The organism is Pseudorhodobacter sp., assembly GCF_034675685.1.
Taxonomy (GTDB): Bacteria; Pseudomonadota; Alphaproteobacteria; order Rhodobacterales; family Rhodobacteraceae; genus Pseudorhodobacter.
In genome coordinates this window covers 169,881-190,941 of sequence record NZ_JAUCDA010000004.1, presented here as the reverse complement: position 1 = coordinate 190,941, position 21,061 = coordinate 169,881, and the positions used below count along the sequence as shown (strand labels likewise).

Genomic DNA, 21,061 nt, shown 5'->3' with positions numbered 1-21,061 from the left:
ACTCCAGCTCACCTGGCACCTTGCAGCAGAGTAAGCGCAATGGATCCGGGTGATGTCGCCGAAAAGCTCGCCATGGCCTCGGAACGTATCAGGAATCGGCGTATCAATGCATCAAGTTTGTCAGGGTCGCTGAACTGCGAAATCTCACTGCTGCCAAATGCCTTGGAAGCTTTCTCTTTAAACGTGGACAGCTGCTGGTCCAGATCAAGCGATGAAAACTTGCTTGGCAGGCCCAAGGCCCCTTCAAATACCCTTCGAAGGGGTTCACTGCCCATGATTGAAAACCACTTTGTATCATCACTGACACCCCTGGCGGCCAATTTAGCCAACTCGCGCTCGGCGTTCAAGCCAAGACGCATGTTGTCATCCTGCTCGCCTACCGCCGCCTCAAACTGCCGCGCACGATAGGCTTCCAGTGTTTTATCGGCAAAGTCTGAAAGTTGGGTGTTGGGAACAGAATAGTCCCCAAAACCAAACCCCGCAGAAAATGCCCGATATTGTTTGTCGGCGAGGCGGTTCGACAATGCGCTACTGTCCAAAGTGCCCCCTTCCAGCACTTTCTTTACGAAATAGCGATTATTGATATCAGCATCCAAACCATAGGCACCGAGTGCAACCTTCAAAAGCCGACGGTCAGACACCAAATCCTCTGCCGTTTTAACAGACCCAATCTTGGCACGAAAATAATCTTCATCTCGTGCCAAGCTTGGCGACGCCTGAAATGCCTCAGTTTGGGCAGGCATCGTTCGCTTTAAAAAGGCCCACCCGGAATATCCCGAAAATGGAACAATTGGCGAAAAGCTCATGACTGGCAAGCGGCGAACAACCGCTCCTCCCTTGGCAACAAGCTGCGCAAGGCCTTCAAAACCTGGTAGTGGTTTCCCTCCAGCACGCTTGCAGTGGCCTGATTCAACTGCAAGCGACTGTCATGATCTGTCATGACTTGGCTTAACTGTTCGATCCCCCGAAGCAATTGCAGGCGCGCATTGTCGGGCTCCGCATCACCTGACAGAACCAGTTGCGCAATATAGCAAACCCGCCGCACCGGTGTCGTAACCTCCTCAGGGTGGATCGCATCACGCAGCCGCAGAATATGTGCATTCGGCGTCATAATGGCCAGTTTTGACCGCCGGTCACCATTTTCGATGACCGCGCCGTTGATAAGCACCCGCTCATGCGGGCCAAGCTTGAGAACAAGGCCAGTCATACCTCAGCTCCGCCGCCACGCAAGCCACGCATCACGGCTGTGTTGATATCAACCAAGACGTCCGCACTGGCCGTCCCATCCAAAACTTTGCGGCTGTGGTCGGTGGTAAATTCGTAAAGATAGAAAAGCTGTGCCCGCAACGGCGATGGCAGTTCATTCCCGATATCGGCGACATCGACAGCCAAGGTCCGCCACATTTTGCCATTGTCATGCAATGCACTCACAAGGGCGGCGTGGTTTTGTTTGCGCTGGGTCCAGGCGATCGACAATCCGCGCGTCATTCGGGCGAACAGCTCATATTCAGTGGCACGGGCATTGCGTACTGGCGCATCTGGGCGTGCATAGGCTTCTCGGGCTAGGGTATTCATCATATTCACGGCAGGTCCTTCCGGTCATGGGGGAAATCAGCGAAACGACCGGGGCGCACGGTTGGGTACGCCCCGGTCGGGCCGGATATTACCGGAACAGCGACAGGATCGACTGTGGCGACTGGTTCGCAATCGACAGCGCCTGAACCCCCAACTGCTGCTGCACCTGCAAGGCCTGCAAACGCGCCGACGTTTCTTCCATATCCGCATCCACCATCGACCCGATGCCTGATTTCAGCGCATCCGAAAGCTGGCCAACAAAATCAGATTGAATTTCAATCCGCTTTTGTGCCGAACCAAAAGACGCTGCCGCGTCGATAGAACGGCTGATCATGGTTTCGATATTGGTCAATGCCGACTTGGCCCCCGCATCGGTTGTCACATTGAGGCCATCCAGACCAAACAGCCCGCCTGATGCTGTACCGCCCGCAGCGCCAGAATTGGCGAGGGACATCGAAGCCGATGTCGACCCATCATTGTCGATCATCAAACTCCAGGCACCAGACGTCGCATCTTGCTTCACTTGGGTTGCAACGCCGCCGACTGCACCCGAGTCAATCGCGATTTTCAGGCCACGGGCCACATCTTCCATGGTTTCGCCCTTGCCAGCCACATAGCTGAAAGCCTTACCCTGAAGCGTTACCGTGAACCCATCACCTGCATTCGCACCACCGGTTGCGAATTTGATCTCTTCTGCGCGTTGGCTGATTGTCGAAGATGTAGCCGTATTTGGCGCCGCAGGTGCAGCACCGTTTACGTTGGTAATCGCAGCCGTACCGGTGCCTGCAATCGCCTGATCAACTTTCAGGCCCGCAAATGCCTTGGTCGAAGAAATCGTCAACACCCCCGCCGTGTTGGTTGCGGTCACGCCTTCAAGCCCAAGACCATTGATCGCCCCGGCAAGGCCTGCTGCCATATCCGTTACGGACGCAGCGCCAGTAAGGACAGTAAAGCTGACATCCGTATCCCCGATTTTCAGCGAGGCCTTGTCGTTCGCTACGGTGCCCGTATAGGTGATCACAGCGGTATTCGCCGCCGAAGTAACGGCAGTTGCACTGTTTTGAATCACAGCCTTGGTTGCCAAGCTTGCACCAGTGCCGACAGTTCCTGCTGAGTTTGTCAGATCCTGGCGATCCACCTTGATATTAGCGGCAGTCACATTACCGTTCGACTCGCGGTCAAGCGAAGACAGGATGCTGACATCTTCCGTGCCCTTTACCATATTCAGGCCATTGAACTGGGCCGCCCCGGTCACCGATTTGATTTGCTCGGCCAATGCAGCAATATCCGTCTGGATCTTGCCACGATCAACGTTGCCTTCCTGAGCGGCAACAACCTTGCCTTTGATGTCGGTCAGCAGTTTCGTCACGGTTTCAGAGGCCTGACGCGCCACCGAGATGGTCGAAGAGCCAAGCGAGAGGCTGTCCGAAATCCCCATAAACCCCTTCACATCGCTTTCCATGACCTTGGAAATGGCCCAGACGGCGGCATTATCTTTGGCGGTTGCGACGGATTTGCCGGTCGAGATCTCATTTTGGATCTGGCCCATGTTCTTGTTGATGCCTTTCAGCGTCTGCAAGGCCACCATTGCGCTGTTATTGGTCAAAATCGAAGACATATTTGGTCCCTTCTAAGGGCCGGCGCTTTGCGCACGGCAATAAAAAACCATCTACAGATGGCGAGAGGGGCATTTTGCCATTGCCCTGACCGTCAAGGTCCAAGGCGCCACCCCTTTTGGGATGCAAGTTCATTGATCAACGCAAACTTCTAACAGAGTGCTAAGGTCGGGATTATTGAACGAAACCAATGCGCTGCATTTTATCCAAACCCGTCGAAAATTCTTCCTATAGTCGCGCCTTCAATGACCCGGTCGGCCCCCCAATTTTCTTGGTTCGTCCTTCAATATCATAGGTTTGAACGCCCGCATGCACCGAGGCTATCTCGGCCAGGCGGCGCCGTGCGGCCCTAACGCCACGCCCGGCGGCCTCTAACGCTTTGGCATTGCGCTGGGCAAGATCATGCAACGCTTCAAGCCTTGCGCTGTCAACTTCACCGCCAAGCTCGGCCAAGGTGGCGTCCGTTCGCGCCGCCAGTTCCCCCATAGCTGCAAGATTGCCGGTTCGCGCCGCCAGTGCCGTGTCTCTGACAACTTTTTCCAGCCGATCAAATGCGCTCTCATCCTTTTGCATCGTCGCCCCCCGCATCACCACCAGACATCGCGCGAAACAGCACTTCTGTCAGGCCAATTCCGCCAGCTTTTACCATGGCTTCCGCCTGTTCGTGGCGAAGGAAGGAGGCAAACTGCTCTTCACCGATTCCCCCGCCAAAACTTTCACGGCCGCTGCCCAGCCCGGCGTGGCCCAACATTTCCGCCAGGAAGGCTGTTTCCAACTGCGCTGCTTTCTCACGAAGCGGGTTGATCTGGGGAACTCTGGTCGGGCCATTTATTGGCGCTGGAAGGATCGGGGTCATATTGGCTCCTGATTGAATTGCATTTTCTGGAATATGGCGGATTTCGGTAAACAACCGGTAACCAGTTTGACAGATAGTAAGGAGGCAAAACGGGAAGAGGCGGCAGAAGCCGGGATTTAAATGACCAATGTTCAAAACCAAGGCATCACCAAGGCCAGCCCCCAACCGCTTGGGCCGCTTAAATCAGGAAGTTCTTATAAAACTGACGGTGCTTTCCTTGCCTATATGGGGCAGGTTTCGCCAAGCGAACCCAGGGATGCATTGCCCCCCCCCCATCGCAACAAAGCAAGAATCTTTACCGATAGAGGCAGAGGCCCCCCCCCCGATGGCAATGCCCGCGCAACCTTACCCAACCAAGGGGATTACAATACTGCCGGAACCCGGCGAAAAAACAGCGGATCCCCTCCCCGAAGCAGCGCTATCACCGGCGCCACCAGGCACCAATTGGGCCGAACCAACGACCTCAGCACTGCTTTCAGTTTCCATCTCAAACGGGCCGGCCGGTGGTTCGGATCCTACCGATACGCAGATCCAGGAATCAGGCAAGATAGCCCAATTCTTACCAAACAGAGTGCTCTCCGTCGCGCCATTGCCGGACTCGGGTGTTTCGCCGGTTGCGCCCTTGCCCTCTGCTGCCCGCCAGCCCTTGTCCGCACCTTCTAAATCGGTAATTCCCTTGATGCCCTCACCTTCCGCTCAATCTATGGGGCTGCTGTCGGCAGCACCGCCGGGCACCACCGCGCCTTTGAATCCGTCAGGGCAAATCTCGAGGGATGGCTCAATCGAATTACCAGCGGCGAAAGCTGGTGCAAACACCGCCCCCCCCGCTGCATCACACCGTGTACCCACGGCGCCAGGCCCGCAAATTCATTTGGCTTCACCAGTGACAGCCGCCATGGCATATGAAAATGCGGCAACAACGCCGCTACCTTTGCCCGCAGATACAAACACAAAAACGCCGCCAATAGAGGTCGCACAGCCCCCGCCTCAACCAGCAAGCGATGCTGATGAGGTGGCGCAAAGCCAATCCAGCCATCCCATGCAGAAATCGGGCGGTCCACCCGTATCTTCGCTACCCATGAAGCAATCAGCGATACATAATGACGGGGAGCAACGTGCCAAGCCGCTGCCGCTATATGGCAACGAAATCACTGCACGACAGGCAGCGCCAATACCGGCCCAAACCTTTGCCCCCTCTCACAATGCCGCAACACAATCTGATGTAGGAATGCCTAACGCCTTTTTTACAACCGAGCAGGCACATTTTTCCGAACAGGCTTTCTCTGCGGCAAGCCATTTCAACACGCCTCTTACAGTTCCGGCGACACCCCTGTCTCTGCAACCCCAAGCTTTGCTTGTTCTGCCCGCCCCCGTCCCTGTCGACGCACTTGTGCAGCAGATCAAAACACACAACACGCCGGGCAAGCCATCATCGGTTGAAATGGTCCTTTCACCCGAAGAACTCGGAAAAGTGCGGCTTTTGATGACGCCGGACAACGATCAGCTGCGCATCGTCATTCAGGCCGAGCGCCCGGAAACGCTGGAATTACTGCGCCGCAACCTTGAGAGCTTTACCGCAGACCTTCGTCAATCTGGATATACCATGACCTCATTCAGTTTTGGCAGTTGGGGGAACGCGCCTCCCAAACCCCCGAGCATCAAGCAAGAGATCACATCAAAAACGACTGATTCTACCAAAGTGAAATCAATTGCATCAACACATTACGCAGCAGAGCAAAAGAACGTGGGTCTTGACCTGCGCGTCTGACTCTGCCTGACAAAGGAAAGAAACAAAATGGAAATTACGCCGACCATCGGTCAACAGGCTCCGGCCAAGCAAACTACGGCCAACACCAAAATCTCATCCGATTTTGATACGTTTCTAAAAATGCTGACTGCACAAATCCAGAACCAGGACCCGTTGAATCCGATCGATTCGGCAGATTATGCGGTGCAACTTGCAACTTTTTCTAGCGTTGAACAGCAAACGCTGACGAATCAAAAGCTCGATGCGCTCGCCGGACTTATGGGGGTGCAGGGTATGGCCCAACTCGCCCCATGGGTCGGGCAAGAGGCGCGCAGCGCTGCGCCTGTTTATATGGATGGCACGCCTGTTACCCTGTCACCGACACCGAAAACCGGCGCGGACCGCGCGGTGCTCATCGTAAAAGACAGCGCCGGAACTGTGGTTGCACGTGAAGATATTCCGCCGCAAATCGCACCCTATAGCTGGACTGGTCAGGGTATTACGGGGGCGGCGCTGCCCACCGGAAGCTATACGCTCAGCCTTGAAAGCTATAGCGAGGGGGTGCAAATCGCGACAGGCCCGGTCGAAAGCTATGCCCGCATTCAAGAAGTGCAAACCGGCATAGGCGGCCCGCGCCTTATTCTTCCCGGTGGAGTCTCTTTGGCTCCAGACCAAATCACGGCTTTGCGGGGGGCAAATTAGCAGATTTTTTTGGCGCCTTGCCAGCCCCCTCACATACTGCGTTGCGGCCTTGTCTTGGTTTCAGAATACGCACCTGAACCCCTTTTCATTTGATCCGGCACAATAAATCAAACGCGAAACGAAGAGAAAGCCGCGTGGTTTGCATTCAATTATGGGCTGATTGGATGCAAACGGCCTTGGCCGCCTGGCAATAAGCAGAATTGCCGGGTGACCAGAGACTATCGTAATCTGCCTGTAGCCCGCGCCGCAATGACAGTGCCACACAGCGCGGCGCAGAAGCAAAATGCCCAAGATCACCCAAGCATTGCATGTGAACTGACCGCAGTTATAGCGCTTGGCCCAGAACCACACCCACCAAAACAAGCCCTGCACCAAGAAGCACCCAAAGCGCGGGGTGCAGGCTACCGCTTTCCGGCTCTGGCACATCCGGCCGCGATTGCCGGACCAGTTGCGCCTCAACCAGCCCCGGTAACTTGGGCCCGAACCGGGCTAGTACCATCACCGTTTTTTTCAAATCACTTAGCAGGGCCTTGGGGCCGACGTTGTCTTTAATATAACTCTCGACGATGGGGCGCGCATCATGCCAGATATTCGTCTGCGGGTTCAAGCTGCGTGCCACACCTTCAACGACAACCATGGTGCGTTGCAAAAGGATCAGTTCGGTTCGCGTTTCCATGCCAAATCGTTCTGTGACATCAAACAGATAGGCCAAAAGCCGCGCCATGGATATGCGCGTGGCATCCATCCCGAAAATAGGTTCGCCCACCACCCGCAAAGCACGCGCGAACTCATCAATATCACGGTCAGCCGGTACATAGCCGGCTTCAAAATGCACTTCGGCCACGCGGCGATAATCGCGACGAATGAAACCGAACAGAATTTCGGCGTAAACCCGGCGTGTATATTCATCCAGCCGCCCCATGATGCCGAAATCATAGGCAATGATATTGCCGTTGGCCGCGACCTTTAGATTGCCCTGGTGCATATCAGCATGGAAATAGCCGTCGCGCAGCGCATGTTGCAAGAACAACTGCAAAACCCGCGTGGCCAGCACTTTGCGATCATGCCCCGCAGCATCAATGGCGGCATTGTCGGCCATATTCACGCCTTCAGCCCAATCCATGGTCATGACTGTGCGCCCGGACAGGTTCCAGATTGGTTTGGGAACCTGAAAACCCTGGTCCTTTTCAGTATTCGCCGCAAACTCACCCGCCGCCGCAGATTCCAGCCGCAGATCCAATTCCCCTTGCACGACGCCATCAAAATGCGTCACAACATCCATCGGTCGCAAGCGGCGCGATGCCGGCGACAGAAACTCAATGACGCCCGCGGCAAAGTAAAAGGCATCAATATCCTTGCGAAACGCCCGCTCAATCCCTGGCCGCAGCACCTTTACCGCCACTTCTGCGCCGGTTTCTTTCAGCGTCGCCCGGTGCACTTGCGCGATTGAAGCCGCTGCAACCGGGTCTGAAAACGACGAGAAAATATTTTCAACCGGCTCCGCCAATTCTGCCGCGATCATCTCTTTCGCAACCGAAACCGGAAACGCCGGCAGTTTGTCTTGCAGGTATTTCAACTGCAACGCCAGTTCATCCCCCACCACATCGGGCCGCGTGCTCAGAATTTGGCCAAACTTGATATAGGCTGGCCCCAAGGCCGTCAGCGCCCGCGTCGCGGGTGGCAATGCCGGGTCACCTTTCAGGCCCAACCACTTGAACGGCCAGCCCAAAACCCGCGCCACAAAGCGCAGGCGCGGCGGTGCCTGAAATGCCTCCAGCACCACACCGATCGCGCCGGTGCGTTCAAAAGTGGCCAGCGTCCGCACAAGGCGGATAATGTTATGCGGTCCGCGCATTTACAGCTTCCAACCCGAATGCAGGGCCGCAACGCCCATCGTCAGGTTACGATACTTCACCTGCTCGAATCCCGCCGTGCGGATCATCGCGGCGAACGTCTCTTGATCCGGGAACTTTCTGATACTCTCGACAAGGTATTGATAACTATCCCGATCATTCGCAATCACCTGCCCCATTACCGGGATCACATTGAACGAATAGAGGTCATAGGCCTTTTGCATCGCCGGGCTGGGCAACTGGCTGAATTCCAGCACCATCAAACGCCCACCGCGCCGCAACACCCGATAGGCCTCGGCCAAGGCATCTTCGATCCGCGTCACATTCCGAATGCCAAAGGAAATCGTATAGACGTCAAAACTGTTGTCAGCAAAAGGTAGCGCCATTGCATCGCCGACCACCCAATCCAATGCGTCGGCTTTGCTGGTGGCCTCGGCGCGCTGCCGCCCCTCGACCAACATGCTTTCAGTCATATCGCAAACCGTCGCATGCGCCCCCGGTGCGCGTTTCAGGAACCGGAACGACACGTCACCCGTCCCCCCGGCTACATCCAAAAGCTTTTGGCCGGGGCGAGGCGCCAGCCAATCCATCATCGCGTCTTTCCAGATCCGATGTATCCCGAACGACATTGCATCATTCATTACATCATATTTGCTGGCCACTTTCGTGAACACACCATGCACCATCCCGGCCTTCGCGCCTTCATCGACGGTTTGAAAGCCGAAATGCGTGGTTTTTTCGTTGATCTTGGTCATAGCAACGGTTCGCCCTGTTTTTGTCGTCTTCGGGATATACCCAACTCGCTGTCAGGAAAACCACATAGTTCGCCCACCCCTGCGGCCAAAGGCCCATATGGCATATGCCCTTTTGCATTTCTCCTTTCCTGATCGGCCCTGTTCTTGTGATTGGTGCGGCGCGATCGGTAATTTGGGGTGTGCCGAAAACCCCGTTTCTTTGCCCGCGATACAACAAACCGACAGCATCCATGACGAAATGGCTTGTCGGGGCGCAAGGTTTGCTTACCTTCGCTGGTAACCCCCTTTGCAGGACATAACGCCAAAAATGCCCGAACTGCCCGAAGTTGAAACCGTCCGCCGCGGGTTAGAGCCTGTAATGACAGGCCAAACCATCGCCCACGCCGCCGTCAATCGCCCCGACCTGCGCTGGCCCTTCCCGCCGCGCATGGCCGAACGGCTGGCCGGCGCACAGGTGACTGCTTTGCGCCGACGATCAAAATACATTCTGGCCGATCTGTCGACGGGGGAATCGTTGCTTATTCACCTCGGCATGTCCGGTCGCATTCTGATTTCGGGCGAGATGCAGGGCGATTTCCAGCACCGCCACCCCGCGCCCGCCAAACATGATCATGTCGTGATGACAATGGCCAGCGGCGCCCGCATCACGTTCAATGATGCCCGCCGTTTTGGCGCGATGGACCTGCTGGAAACAGCGCTTGGCGATGCCCATCCGCTGCTTGCCGCAATCGGCCCCGAACCTTTTGGCAATGATTTCAACGAAACCTATTTGACCCAACGCCTTAAGGGCCGCGCTACCTCGATAAAATCGGCACTCCTCGATCAAAAAAATGTCGCTGGTTTAGGAAACATCTATGTATGTGAGGTGCTTTTTCGCGCGGGCCTGCACCCTGCCCGCCCGGCAGGAAAGCTGCCTGCCAAAGATGTGGCGGGGCTTGTGCCGTTGATACGCGACGTATTGGCCGAGGCGATTGAGGCGGGCGGTTCATCGCTGCGCGACTATCGCCAGGCCGATGGTGAATTAGGCTATTTCCAACACCGTTTCCGCACTTATGGCCGCGAAAACCAGCCTTGCACCTCATCCGGCTGCAGCGCCACCATTCAGCGCATCGTACAATCTGGTCGATCCTCCTTCTTCTGCCCGAAATGCCAGAGATGACTTGATCCTGCCCCGATCCCTGCTACAGAGTCTGGCCCAATGACAAGCCAAAGGATGTGCAAATGGCCTATGAAACGCTGATCGTTGAGATCGAGGATTATATCGCCCTGGTCCGCCTGAACCGGCCCGACGCGCTGAATGCGCTCAACTCCAAAATGCTGAGCGAACTGGCCACAGTGCTGCAGGCAGCAGACGCCAATGACAAGGTGCGCTGCATCGTCATCACCGGCTCGGAAAAAGCATTCGCGGCCGGGGCCGACATCAAGGAAATGGCTGGGCAGAGCTTTGTCGATGTCTACACCGCCGATCTTTTCGGGGGCATCGCAGATGCGATTCAAAAGATTCGCAAGCCCATCATCGCCGCCGTGTCCGGCTATGCCCTGGGCGGCGGCTGCGAGTTGGCAATGGCCTGCGACTTCATCATTGCGTCGGATACCGCCAAATTCGGCCAACCCGAGATCAACCTTGGCGTCATTGCAGGGTTTGGCGGCAGCCAGCGCCTGACCCGTTTTATCGGCAAGTCGAAATCCATGGATATGCATCTGACAGGCCGCAACATGGACGCGGCCGAGGCCGAGCGTTGCGGCCTTGTCTCCCGCGTCGTTCCGGCAAAAAATCTGATTGAAGAGGCCCGGAAAGCCGCGACCAAGATCGCCGAGAAATCCTTGATTACCGCCATGGCCGCGAAAGAAGCCGTAAACCGCAGCTATGAGACGACCTTGCAAGAAGGTCTGCTGTTCGAACGCCGCCTGTTTCACTCGCTCTTTGCAACCGAGGATCAGACCGAGGGCATGGCCGCCTTTCTTGAAAAGCGCACGCCGCAGTTTCGCGACCGCTAAACCACGTTTTTCTCTTTCCAAAACCCGCATCTTCGCCTATACGCCCAGTGAAATGCGTGTGGGCCCGCTTAAGGCAAGAATCAATTTCGCTGATATGGGCGGAAGTCTTGGGTCTATTGTGCAAAGAGAAACATAATCGATCCAGACGAATAGGAATTCAAGACCATGGCCAATACAACCCAATCCCAAAAGCGCGCCCGTCAGGCTGCAGCCCGCTATGACATCAACAAAGCCCGCCGTTCGCGCATCCGCACCTTCTTGCGCAAAGTAGAAGAAGCCATCGCAACAGGCGATCAGGCGGTTGCTGCTGCGGCTCTGCGCGCCGCCCAGCCGGAATTGGCCCGTGGTGTGACCAAAGGCGTCTTGCACAAGAACACGGTTTCGCGCAAAATTTCGCGTCTGGCTTCGCGCGTCAACGGCTTGGCCGCTCCTTCGGTCTAAGGTTTGGCGGCTGGGCAAAACCGCCCGCGCAAACCAGAAAACTCAATAAAAACTTGATAAAAAGGCGCATCCAGGATGCGCCTTTTTTGCTTTGACCCAGGCCGGGAATTTTGGGGCGTGGCCAAATTGCCCTGCCTTTCAGATTCGCGCCAATCAAATACCTGTCAACAGCGAAGATCGGTTGCCCTGCCCGCACAGGGGTTGCTACCTTCACCAAGCAATTCACTTCGTCCTGGGGGACAAGACGTGACCGCGTTCTGCTAGGGACCGGCTGTATTGCTCCGCTTAGGCGGTGCTATTTCCTTGTTGAACGGGTTTGCCCAAAGGTAACAGTTGCGCCGTTGCAGCTTTTGCCATGGGGCCGAAAACTGATGCAGCTCTGCTGTGTCGGTTGGCGTTTTACGTCCATTGGCTACGCATTGCCCTTTGGCGTGCGGGCCGAGCTCCAGGCCGCTGCGGGGGCGTATAAAGGCCTTTTTGCCGCTCAGGCAAAAGGGTGGGGCCGATGGACAGGTAGTGGTATGACGAACGATCGTTGGGTGGAAATTCGGGATGACTTGCGCAAGCGGGTGGGCAAAGACAACTATGTGACCTGGATTGAACCCCTGAAACTTTCAACCCTGCAAGATGGCGTGGCCAACTTTGCGGTTCCGACAACATTTTTTGGCGATTGGGTCAAACGCAACTTTGCCGAGCAGATCTTGCACCACCTGCATCGTTCGGGCGCGGCCGTTGATCGGGTTGAATTCGCGCTGGACCGAAAGGCCCCCGCAGAGCTTGTCAAACCGGCTGAGGCCGCCCCGCGCAAGCGCGTCGCAGAGGACAAAGAGGTTCCCGGCGCGCCGCTGGACAGCCGCTTTACCTTTGACAGTTTCGTCGTCGGCAAACCGAACGAGCTTGCCCATGCCGCAGCCCGCCGGGTCGCCGAGGGCGGCCCTGTTACCTTCAACCCGCTTTTCCTTTACGGTGGCGTCGGGCTTGGCAAAACTCACCTGATGCATGCCATCGCGCATGAATTGCAGACCCGCCAGCCCGAGTTGCGCGTGCTCTATCTTTCGGCCGAACAATTCATGTACCGTTTCGTTCAGGCCCTGCGAGAGCGGCAAGTGATGGATTTCAAGGAACTGTTCCGCTCGGTCGATGTGCTGATGGTCGATGACGTGCAATTCATCGCCGGCAAAGACAGCACCCAAGAGGAATTCTTCCACACATTCAATGCGTTGGTAGATCAGAACAAGCAGATCGTGATTTCCGCCGACCGCGCACCCGGCGAAATCAAAGGCCTGGAGGAGCGCATAAAATCGCGGATGCAATGCGGCCTCGTTGTCGATCTGCACCCAACGGATTACGAGCTTCGCCTCGGCATCTTGCAGCAAAAAGCCGAGTTTTATCACGCCCAGTACCGCGACCTCATAATCGCACCCGGCGTTCTGGAATTTCTGGCGCATCGCATTTCCACCAATGTTCGCGTGCTCGAAGGCGCGCTGACCCGACTGTTCGCATTTGCCAGCCTTGTTGGGCGTGAAATCACGTTGGACCTGACGCAAGATTGCCTTGCCGACATCCTGCGCGCCTCGGATCGCAAGGTGACGATTGAGGAAATTCAACGCAAGGTGGCCGAACATTACAACATCCGCCTATCGGATATGATCGGACCAAAGCGGGTGCGCACGATCGCGCGGCCGCGTCAGATCGCCATGTATCTGGCCAAGCAACTGACCAGCCGCAGCCTGCCCGATATCGGCCGCCGTTTTGGGGGGCGCGACCACACCACAATCATGCATGGCGTGCGCAAGATCGAAGAGTTGATGACATCTGACAGTCAGCTTTCCGATGATCTGCAAATGCTCAAGCGGTTGTTGCAGGGGTAACGCCCAAAAGGGGCAATGTAGCACCAGCGCGTTCCCCCTTGTAGAAGATCAAAAAACCGCTAAATTCGGCATCCCGGCGGCATAGCCCAAGGGGACAGGTTAGCCAGCAGCAAGACGGGCAAAGGATTGGGAACATGAAGATCAGCATCGAACGCGGCACGCTTCTTAAAGCGGTCAGTCAGGCCCAGTCCGTGGTTGAACGGCGCAATACGATCCCGATCCTGGCCAATGTGCTGATCGAGGCCGCTGGCGACAGCGTGTCTTTCCGTGCAACAGACCTTGATATCGAAGTGGTGGACAGCGCCGCTGCCGTAGTAGAGCGCCCCGGCGCGACAACAGTTTCCGCCGTGATGCTGCACGAAATCGTGCGCAAGCTGCCTGATGGCGCACTGGTCAATCTTTCCGAAGACGCGGCCTCGGGCCGTTTGACAGTGACGGCAGGTCGGTCGAACTTCAACCTTGCGACGCTGCCGAAAGAAGACTTTCCAGTCATGGCAAGTTCGGAGTATTCCAGCAATTTCTCAGCCCCCGCGCCACATTTGCGCCGCCTGTTTGACAAGGCAAAATTTGCGATTTCAACAGAAGAGACGCGCTATTATCTGAATGGCGTCTATATGCATGTGTCGACTGGCGAAGACGGCCCGGTTTTACGCTGCGTGGCCACCGATGGTCACCGCCTTGCGCGGATTGATGCGCCTTTGCCCGAGGGCGCGGGCGGCATGCCCGGCGTGATCGTCCCGCGCAAAACCGTGAACGAATTGCGCAAGCTGCTGGAGGATGATGACGCGATCATTGCGGTTTCCGTTTCCGAAACCAAGGTGCGCTTTGCTACCCCGGCGATCTCGCTGACATCCAAGGTGATTGACGGCACCTTCCCCGATTACACCCGCGTTATCCCAACCGGGAATACCAAGCGGCTGGAGGTGGATGCCTCGGAATTTGCCAAGGCCGTGGACCGCGTGGCGACCGTTTCCTCTGAACGCTCACGCGCTGTGAAGCTGTCTTTGGATGAGGACCGTCTGGTCCTCTCGGTCAACGCCCCTGATTCTGGTGCCGCCGAGGAAGAATTGGCCGTTGCCTATTCGGATGAGCGGTTGGAAATCGGCTTTAATGCCAAATACCTGCTGGAAATCGCCAGCCAGGTGGACCGTGAAAATGCGGTGTTCATGTTCAACTCTTCTGGCGATCCGACATTGATGCGCGAAGGCAATGATACCAGCGCCATCTATGTCGTCATGCCGATGCGGGTTTAACAAGCGCCTGTCATTTGGATAAAGCCGGAAATTCCATCCGCCGTCGACCATTGTTCTTGACCTAATGGTGCGCTATGGCCGCGCCCTCGCAGGATATTTTTACCGAACAGAAAGACCGGCATGGTAGGTTTGGCAATTACAGATCTGGCTTTGTCGCATTTTCGCAGTCACCGTGCTGCACGGGTGGTGTTTGACGGGCGGCCTGTGGCCCTTGTCGGACCTAACGGCGCAGGAAAAACCAATTTGCTTGAGGCGATCTCTTTGCTGTCTCCCGGACGCGGCTTGCGGCGGGCGACGATGGAGGAACTGACCCGCAAGCCCGAGGCGCTTGGTTGGAAAATCCTTGCCTCTCTCCAAGGTTTCGGGATGGCGCATGAGGTGGAAACCTGGGCCGAGGCGGGGCAGACGCGGCAAGTGCGCATTGATGGCAAGGCGGCCCCCCAAATCAGCCTTGCCCGCATCGCGCGTATCTTATGGCTGGTGCCCGCCATGGATCGGTTATGGGTTGAAGCGGCAGAGGGGCGACGGCGGTTTTTGGACCGCATGACGCTCAGCTTTGCACCCGACCATGCCGATGCGGTTCTGGGCTATGAAAAGGCCATGCGTGACCGCAACCGTTTGCTGAAAGATCAGGTGCAGGATGCGCATTGGTATCGGGCTTTGGAGGCGCGGATGGTGGAAACCGCCGTGCTGATCGAAGGCAATCGCGCCGAAACCATCCGCCGCCTCAGCGCGGCCCAAATGGGGGCCGATACTGCCTTTCCAAGCGCGGATCTGGCGCTTACCAATCCCGAACCGGTGGAAGATCTGGCCTCAGCCTTGGCCGAGGGGCGCCGCCGTGATATGGCCGCAGGCCGCAGCCTTGCCGGCCCGCACCGCAGCGATTTGTCTGCGACCTATCTGGAAAAGGGTGTTCCCGCCGATCAATGCTCTACAGGGGAACAAAAGGCCCTGCTGATCAGCCTTATCCTTGCCAATGCCCGCGCCCTGGCGGGCGATCTTGGGTCTGCCCCGGTGCTTTTGCTGGATGAGGTTGCGGCACATCTTGATACCGGGCGCCGCACCGCCCTTTATGACGAGATCTGCGCGTTGGGCACGCAAGCGATCATGACCGGGACCGAGGCGGCGTTGTTTGACAGTCTGGGCGCGCGCGCCCAAGGTTTCATCGTAACGGAATCCGCCAACCAATCCCAGATCAAGGAGTTCACCCTATGACCCCGCAGCGCGTTACCCTGATCACCCTTGGCGTGGCCGACCTGGCAGCCTCGCGTGGCTTTTACGCCCGGCTTGGCTGGCAAGAACATGGCGAAAGCCAGCAGAATGTTGCGTTCTTTCAGATGCAGGGTGCGGTTTTGGGGCTGTTTCCGCTGGCTGAACTGGCCAAAGATCAAGGCCGCCCCGACACGCCCTTGGGGCGTGGGGCCATGACCTTGGCCCAGAACTTTGCGACCGAGGCCGAGGTCGATACCGCGTTTGCCGCCGCCCTCGCCGCCGGTGGCACCGCGTTAAAGCCCCCCGAAAAGGTGTTCTGGGGCGGCTATTCAGGCTATTGGGCCGACCTTGACGGCCATGTCTGGGAGGTTGCGATGAACCCTTTCTGGCCACTGAATGATGATGGCAGCCTGACGCTTCCCTGATCAGGCGCCCGCCGCGCGCAAAAGACAGCCAGGCTACCCACCTCATGGTTTGCGCCCGTCGCGCGCGCATTTTCACGATAGTAGAAAATAGACCTGAAAACCGCTAAATCTTGTGTCTTGGGCGTGACATTCCCTGCCCAAAAGCCTATAGATCGGGTTAGAATTCAAGGAAAGTCCGCATGACTGAAGAAGCCAAGAAGCCCGCAGAATACGGCGCCGATTCCATCAAAGTTCTCAAAGGGTTAGAGGCGGTTCGCAAGCGCCCTGGCATGTATATCGGCGATACCGATGATGGGTCGGGCCTGCACCATATGGTCTATGAAGTCGTCGACAACGGCATTGATGAGGCGCTGGCTGGCCACGCCACTGCCGTTACCGTGAAAATTCACGCTGACAGCTCGGTTTCTGTGCGCGATAACGGGCGCGGCATCCCGGTAGATATCCACAAGGAAGAAGGCGTTTCGGCTGCTGAGGTCATTATGACCCAGTTGCATGCTGGCGGCAAATTCAACAACACCGATGACAATGGCAATGCCTACAAGGTTTCTGGCGGCCTGCACGGGGTTGGCGTTTCGGTTGTGAATGCGTTGTCTGATTGGCTGGAATTGCGGGTCTGGCGCAATGACAAGGAATATTTCGCCCGTTTTGAGCATGGCGATTGCGTCGAACATGTGCGCGAAGTCGGCCCCGCCCCAGGCGAGCGTGGCACCGAAGTGCGCTTTATGGCCTCGTCCAAAATCAACCACCCGGAAGGCACGTTTTCCGATCTTGATTACAGCTTCAAGACCTTGGAAAACCGCCTGCGCGAGCTGGCCTTCCTTAACTCTGGCGCGCGGATCATCGTGATTGATGAACGCCCAGCCGAGCCGCTGCAAACCGAGTTGTTCTATGAAGGCGGCGTGCGCGAATACGTCAAATACCTCGACCGCTCCAAAACCTCGATCATGCCCGAACCGATCTATATCATCGGCGAAAAGGCCGGTATTCTGGTCGAAGTGGCGATGTGGTGGAATGACAGCTATCATGAAAACGTTCTGCCCTTTACCAACAACATTCCGCAGCGCGATGGCGGCACCCATTTGGCTGGCCTGCGCGGCGCGCTGACCCGGACAATCAACAACTACGCCCAATCAACCGGGATCGCCAAAAAGGAAAAAATTGATTTTACCGGCGATGATGCCCGCGAAGGCCTGACCTGCGTCTTATCGGTAAAGGTGCCCGATCCGAAGTTTTCGTCTCAAACCAAAGACAAGCTGGTCAGTTCCGAGGTTCGCGCCGCCGTTGAAGGTATGGTGAACGAAAAGCTGGCCGAGTGGTTTGAGGAAAATCCCGCCATCGCCAAAATCATCGTTGGCAAGATTATCGAGGCCGCCTTGGCACGCGAAGCGGCCCGTAAAGCCCGTGACCTGACGCGCCGCAAATCGCCGCTGGATGTTTCGAACCTGCCCGGCAAGCTTGCCGATTGTCAGGAAAAAGACGCCTCCAAGGCAGAATTGTTTCTTGTCGAGGGCGATTCGGCTGGCGGTTCGGCAAAGCAGGGCCGCAGCCGCCAAAATCAGGCCGTTTTACCGTTGAAAGGTAAAATTCTGAACGTCGAGCGCGCGCGTTTTGACCGTATGCTTGGCAGCCAGGAAATCGGCACGTTGATTACCGCGATGGGCACGGGCATTGGCCGGGATGAATTCAATCTGAAAAAACTGCGCTACCATAAAATCATCATCATGACCGATGCTGACGTTGATGGCGCGCATATCCGCACCCTTTTGCTCACCTTCTTCTTTCGGCAAATGCCGCAACTGATCGAGGCGGGGCACCTTTATATCGCCCAGCCGCCGCTTTACAAAGTGGCGCGCGGCAAGTCCGAGGTTTACCTGAAAGACCAGGCTGCGCTAGAGGATTACCTGATCGAGCAAGGGATTGACGGCGCGACCCTGCGCATGTCTTCGGGTGAGGAAATTGCAGGTGCCGACCTGATCCGCGTGATCGAAGGCGCGCGCCAGTTTCGTCGAATTCTGGATGCTTTTCCAACGCATTACCCGCGCAACATTCTTGAACAAGCCGCCCTTGCCGGCGCGTTTGATGCTGGCCAGGCCGATAGCGATCTGCAAGCCGTGGCGGATAAAGTCGCGCAGCGGCTTGATGCGGTCGCCACTGAATATGAGCGTGGCTGGACCGGGCGCATCACCCAGGATCACGGCATCCGTCTTGCCCGCGTGCTGCGCGGGGTTGAGGAAATTCGCACCCTCGATGGCGCCATCCTGCGTTCGGGTGAGGCGCGGCGTTTGTCGCAAGTCTCTGCCCCGCACCGCGATGTTTACACCGGCAATGACGGCAATCTGGTGCGCAAGGATCGCAACACCGTAATCAATGGCCCGATTGACCTGCTGAATGCAATTCTGGCCGAGGGTGAAAAGGGCTTGTCCTTGCAGCGCTACAAAGGCTTGGGCGAAATGAACCCAGAACAGCTATGGGAAACCACGCTGGACCCCGAGGCGCGCACCCTGTTGCAGGTAAAGGTTGAAGATTTGGCCGAGGCCGATGACATCTTTACCAAGCTGATGGGCGATGTGGTGGAACCCCGGCGTGAATTCATTCAGCAAAACGCGCTGAGCGTCGAACATCTGGATTTCTGAAGCAGTGTAGGGACGCGCATAAGATTGCGCGGCACCGCTGGGGCTCAGGGCATTGAAACCGGTACGACTCCATAAGTTTTCGCGCCTCGCGCGGCATTTTTTGCCCGATCGCCCTTCGCCCCATGGCGCGGGTTGAACAGCAATGGGTCCAGATGCCGGGGCGGCGACTATGACACGCAGCATATCGCCACTGGGGTCGACGTTTGCAAAGCAATGCTCAATCGCTATCAAACCGCCCTGCCCGCGCCGGAGTGGTGTTGCGGCACACTGCACCCGCATTTAGGCCGCCGCCGCCCCGCAAACGGGCGGCGGCAGCCATAGAGGCAGCATTAATCCAACAAGCGACGGGCGATTACCTGCGCTTGTATTTCGGCGGCACCTTCAAAAATGTTCAAAATTCGCGCATCGCACAGAATCCGCGAGATTTGATATTCCAACGCAAACCCGTTCCCACCATGGATTTGCAGCGCATTGTCTGCGGCCGCCCAAGCCACCCGCGCGCCAAGCAGCTTGGCCATCCCGGCCTCCAGATCACAGCGATTGTCGTGGTCCTTTTGCCAGGCCGCGAAATACGTCAACTGCCGCGCAATCATCACCTCGACAGCCATCATCGCCAGCTTGCCCGACACCCGCGGAAACGCGATCAGCGCCTTTCCAAACTGCTTGCGATCAATGGCGTATTGCATGCCGACCTCAAGCGCATTCTGCGCGACCCCGATCGCCCGCGCGGCCGTCTGAATCCGGGCCGATTCAAACGTCTGCATCAACTGCTTGAACCCTTGCCCCGGCACGCCGCCCAGCAGGTTTTCACCCTTTACCGCAAACCCGTCAAACGCCAGTTCATATTCCTTCATGCCCCGATAGCCCAGCACCTCAATCTCGCCCCCCGTCATCCCCGGCGTCGGAAATGGAACCGCATCGGTGCCCGGCTCTTTCTCGGCCAAAAACATCGACAAGCCCCGATAATCGGTGGTGTCGGCCTCTGTTCGCGCCAGCAGCGTCATCACCTGCGTGCGTGCGGCATGGGTGATCCAGGTCTTGTTTCCCGTTACCAGCCAGTCATCGCCAGTCTTCACCGCCCGCGTCCGCAGGCTGCCCAAATCCGACCCGGTATTGGGTTCGGTAAACACCGCTGTCGGTAAAATCTCACCGCTGGCCAGTTTGGGCAGCCATTGCGATTTTTGTTCATCCGTACCGCCGCACAAGATCAACTCGGCGGCAATTTCGGACCGCGTAGCCAACGAGCCAACACCGATATAGCCGCGCGACAATTCCTCGGAGACCACGACCATCGAGGCTTTTGACAGCCCGAACCCACCCAGATTTTCAGGGATCGTCAGCCCGAAAACCCCCATTTCGGCCAGCTTGTCAATAATTTCCATCGGGATCAATTCATCACGCAAATGCCAGCCATGTGCATGCGGCACCACTTCAGCATCAGCAAAGCGGCGGAATTGGTCGCGGATCATTTCCAGTTCTTCGTCCAGACCGCTGGCGCCAAAGGTGGCGCGGCCGTGATTGTCCTGCATCAATTCCACAAGTGCAGTGCGTGCCGCTTGCGTATTGCCGCGTGCAATCAACCGCTCTGCCGACTTTCCGGGAACCCACTTCAGCCCCAGATCGGAAATTCGTGCAATCTCGCCTTGCGACATCGGGATTCCGCCAGAAATCTGGGCCAGATACTCACCAAAGCCGATTTGCAGCAGCAGGCGTTCCATATCGCCCAAAGCGCCGGTTTCCGCCAGCTTGCCAGCCCAGGCCCGCAACTGCACAAGGCTCGTGGTATAGGTCGCCAGCCAGCTAAGCGAATGGGCGGCGAACTGATGCGCGTCCATCGCAGCGCCAGAGATTTTGCCCTCAACCGTCATCATGGCGCGCAGCGCAGCGCGCCCCTGTTCAAGCAGCGCGGTCACCTCTGGAAGCACTGCTTGGGTAAGGCCCAACAGATCACCCAAAACAGGGCTGTCAGAGTCGGTAAAGGGGTGTCCATCATGGGCCATAAGATGCTCCGTCCTCGGATAATTGCTGCACTTGCGAAAGGTCTAAAGCCTTTGCATCTGCAGCGCAACAAGCTTTCAATTCACACGCCGCAAACGACCGATTGTGTCGCAAAAAATCACTGAT

19 protein-coding genes are annotated in these 21,061 nt (G+C 57.0%); 10 read left to right on the top strand and 9 right to left on the bottom strand.

Going from position 1 to position 21,061, the window contains the following annotated elements:
* Positions 1-8: 8 nt before the first annotated feature.
* The 6 genes from VDP61_RS04985 to VDP61_RS04960 form a co-directional block, all read right to left on the bottom strand.
* Complete coding sequence (locus VDP61_RS04985) at positions 9-704, bottom strand: DUF1217 domain-containing protein (protein ID WP_323005843.1); 696 nt, start codon at positions 702-704, stop codon at positions 9-11.
* 98 nt (positions 705-802) lie between these two features.
* Positions 803-1,207, bottom strand: coding sequence for a flagellar biosynthesis repressor FlbT (gene flbT / locus VDP61_RS04980; RefSeq protein ID WP_323005842.1), 405 nt, complete (start codon positions 1,205-1,207; stop codon positions 803-805).
* A complete protein-coding gene (flaF, locus tag VDP61_RS04975) occupies positions 1,204-1,578 on the bottom strand; it encodes a flagellar biosynthesis regulator FlaF (protein WP_323006035.1) in 375 nt (124 codons plus the stop codon). Before flaF ends, flbT begins: the two co-directional genes overlap by 4 nt.
* 85 nt (positions 1,579-1,663) lie before the next feature.
* Positions 1,664-3,193: a flagellin gene (locus VDP61_RS04970; protein WP_323005841.1), complete on the bottom strand. Its 1,530-nt coding sequence runs from the start codon at positions 3,191-3,193 to the stop codon at positions 1,664-1,666.
* A 226-nt stretch (positions 3,194-3,419) separates the two neighbouring features.
* A complete protein-coding gene (locus VDP61_RS04965) occupies positions 3,420-3,764 on the bottom strand; it encodes a hypothetical protein (protein ID WP_323005840.1) in 345 nt (114 codons plus the stop codon).
* Complete coding sequence (locus VDP61_RS04960) at positions 3,751-4,047, bottom strand: rod-binding protein (RefSeq protein ID WP_323006034.1); 297 nt, start codon at positions 4,045-4,047, stop codon at positions 3,751-3,753. The genes VDP61_RS04965 and VDP61_RS04960 overlap by 14 nt, the downstream gene beginning before the upstream one ends.
* Before the next feature lie 895 nt (positions 4,048-4,942).
* Between VDP61_RS04960 and VDP61_RS04955 the strand changes: the two genes are divergently transcribed.
* Both VDP61_RS04955 and VDP61_RS04950 read left to right on the top strand, forming a co-directional pair.
* On the top strand, positions 4,943-5,815 hold the full coding sequence (locus VDP61_RS04955) for a flagellar hook-length control protein FliK (RefSeq protein ID WP_323005839.1): 873 nt from the start codon (positions 4,943-4,945) through the stop codon (positions 5,813-5,815).
* Positions 5,816-5,842: 27 nt separating this feature from the next.
* Positions 5,843-6,496, top strand: coding sequence for a flagellar hook capping FlgD N-terminal domain-containing protein (locus VDP61_RS04950; RefSeq protein WP_323005838.1), 654 nt, complete (start codon positions 5,843-5,845; stop codon positions 6,494-6,496).
* A 325-nt stretch (positions 6,497-6,821) separates the two neighbouring features.
* Here VDP61_RS04950 and ubiB read toward each other — a convergent pair whose 3' ends face one another.
* Together ubiB and ubiE are read right to left on the bottom strand one after the other, a co-directional pair.
* The gene (gene ubiB / locus VDP61_RS04945) at positions 6,822-8,351 is read right to left on the bottom strand and encodes a 2-polyprenylphenol 6-hydroxylase (protein WP_323005837.1); all 1,530 of its coding nucleotides are present in this window, start codon (positions 8,349-8,351) and stop codon (positions 6,822-6,824) included.
* Positions 8,352-9,104: a bifunctional demethylmenaquinone methyltransferase/2-methoxy-6-polyprenyl-1,4-benzoquinol methylase UbiE gene (ubiE, locus tag VDP61_RS04940; RefSeq protein ID WP_323005836.1), complete on the bottom strand. Its 753-nt coding sequence runs from the start codon at positions 9,102-9,104 to the stop codon at positions 8,352-8,354. It lies immediately after the preceding gene.
* A gap of 307 nt (positions 9,105-9,411) precedes the next feature.
* Here ubiE and mutM point away from each other — a divergent pair, with 307 nt between their 5' ends.
* The 8 genes from mutM (at position 9,412) to gyrB (ending at position 18,937) form a co-directional block, all read left to right on the top strand.
* Positions 9,412-10,263, top strand: a complete 852-nt coding sequence (mutM, locus tag VDP61_RS04935) for a bifunctional DNA-formamidopyrimidine glycosylase/DNA-(apurinic or apyrimidinic site) lyase (RefSeq protein ID WP_323005835.1) — start codon at positions 9,412-9,414, stop codon at positions 10,261-10,263.
* A gap of 62 nt (positions 10,264-10,325) precedes the next feature.
* Positions 10,326-11,102, top strand: a complete 777-nt coding sequence (locus tag VDP61_RS04930) for an enoyl-CoA hydratase (protein WP_323005834.1) — start codon at positions 10,326-10,328, stop codon at positions 11,100-11,102.
* A gap of 165 nt (positions 11,103-11,267) precedes the next feature.
* A complete protein-coding gene (rpsT, locus tag VDP61_RS04925; RefSeq protein WP_323005833.1) occupies positions 11,268-11,543 on the top strand; it encodes a 30S ribosomal protein S20 in 276 nt (91 codons plus the stop codon).
* 521 nt (positions 11,544-12,064) lie between these two features.
* The gene (dnaA, locus tag VDP61_RS04920) at positions 12,065-13,414 is read left to right on the top strand and encodes a chromosomal replication initiator protein DnaA (protein ID WP_323005832.1); all 1,350 of its coding nucleotides are present in this window, start codon (positions 12,065-12,067) and stop codon (positions 13,412-13,414) included.
* Positions 13,415-13,548: 134 nt separating this feature from the next.
* Positions 13,549-14,667 (top strand): DNA polymerase III subunit beta, encoded by a 1,119-nt coding sequence (dnaN, locus tag VDP61_RS04915; RefSeq protein WP_323005831.1) that lies wholly within the window; start codon positions 13,549-13,551, stop codon positions 14,665-14,667.
* Positions 14,668-14,787: 120 nt separating this feature from the next.
* Positions 14,788-15,882 carry a DNA replication/repair protein RecF gene (recF, locus tag VDP61_RS04910; RefSeq protein ID WP_323005830.1) on the top strand — a complete coding sequence of 365 codons (1,095 nt, stop codon included), beginning with the start codon at positions 14,788-14,790 and terminating at the stop codon, positions 15,880-15,882.
* On the top strand, positions 15,879-16,304 hold the full coding sequence (locus VDP61_RS04905) for a VOC family protein (protein ID WP_323005829.1): 426 nt from the start codon (positions 15,879-15,881) through the stop codon (positions 16,302-16,304). The genes recF and VDP61_RS04905 overlap by 4 nt, the downstream gene beginning before the upstream one ends.
* Before the next feature lie 179 nt (positions 16,305-16,483).
* Entirely contained in the window at positions 16,484-18,937 is a 2,454-nt protein-coding gene (gene gyrB / locus VDP61_RS04900) for a DNA topoisomerase (ATP-hydrolyzing) subunit B (RefSeq protein WP_323005828.1), read from the top strand.
* A 329-nt stretch (positions 18,938-19,266) separates the two neighbouring features.
* Here gyrB and VDP61_RS04895 read toward each other — a convergent pair whose 3' ends face one another.
* The gene (locus tag VDP61_RS04895) at positions 19,267-20,937 is read right to left on the bottom strand and encodes an acyl-CoA dehydrogenase family protein (protein ID WP_323005827.1); all 1,671 of its coding nucleotides are present in this window, start codon (positions 20,935-20,937) and stop codon (positions 19,267-19,269) included.
* Positions 20,938-21,061 lie beyond the last annotated feature (124 nt).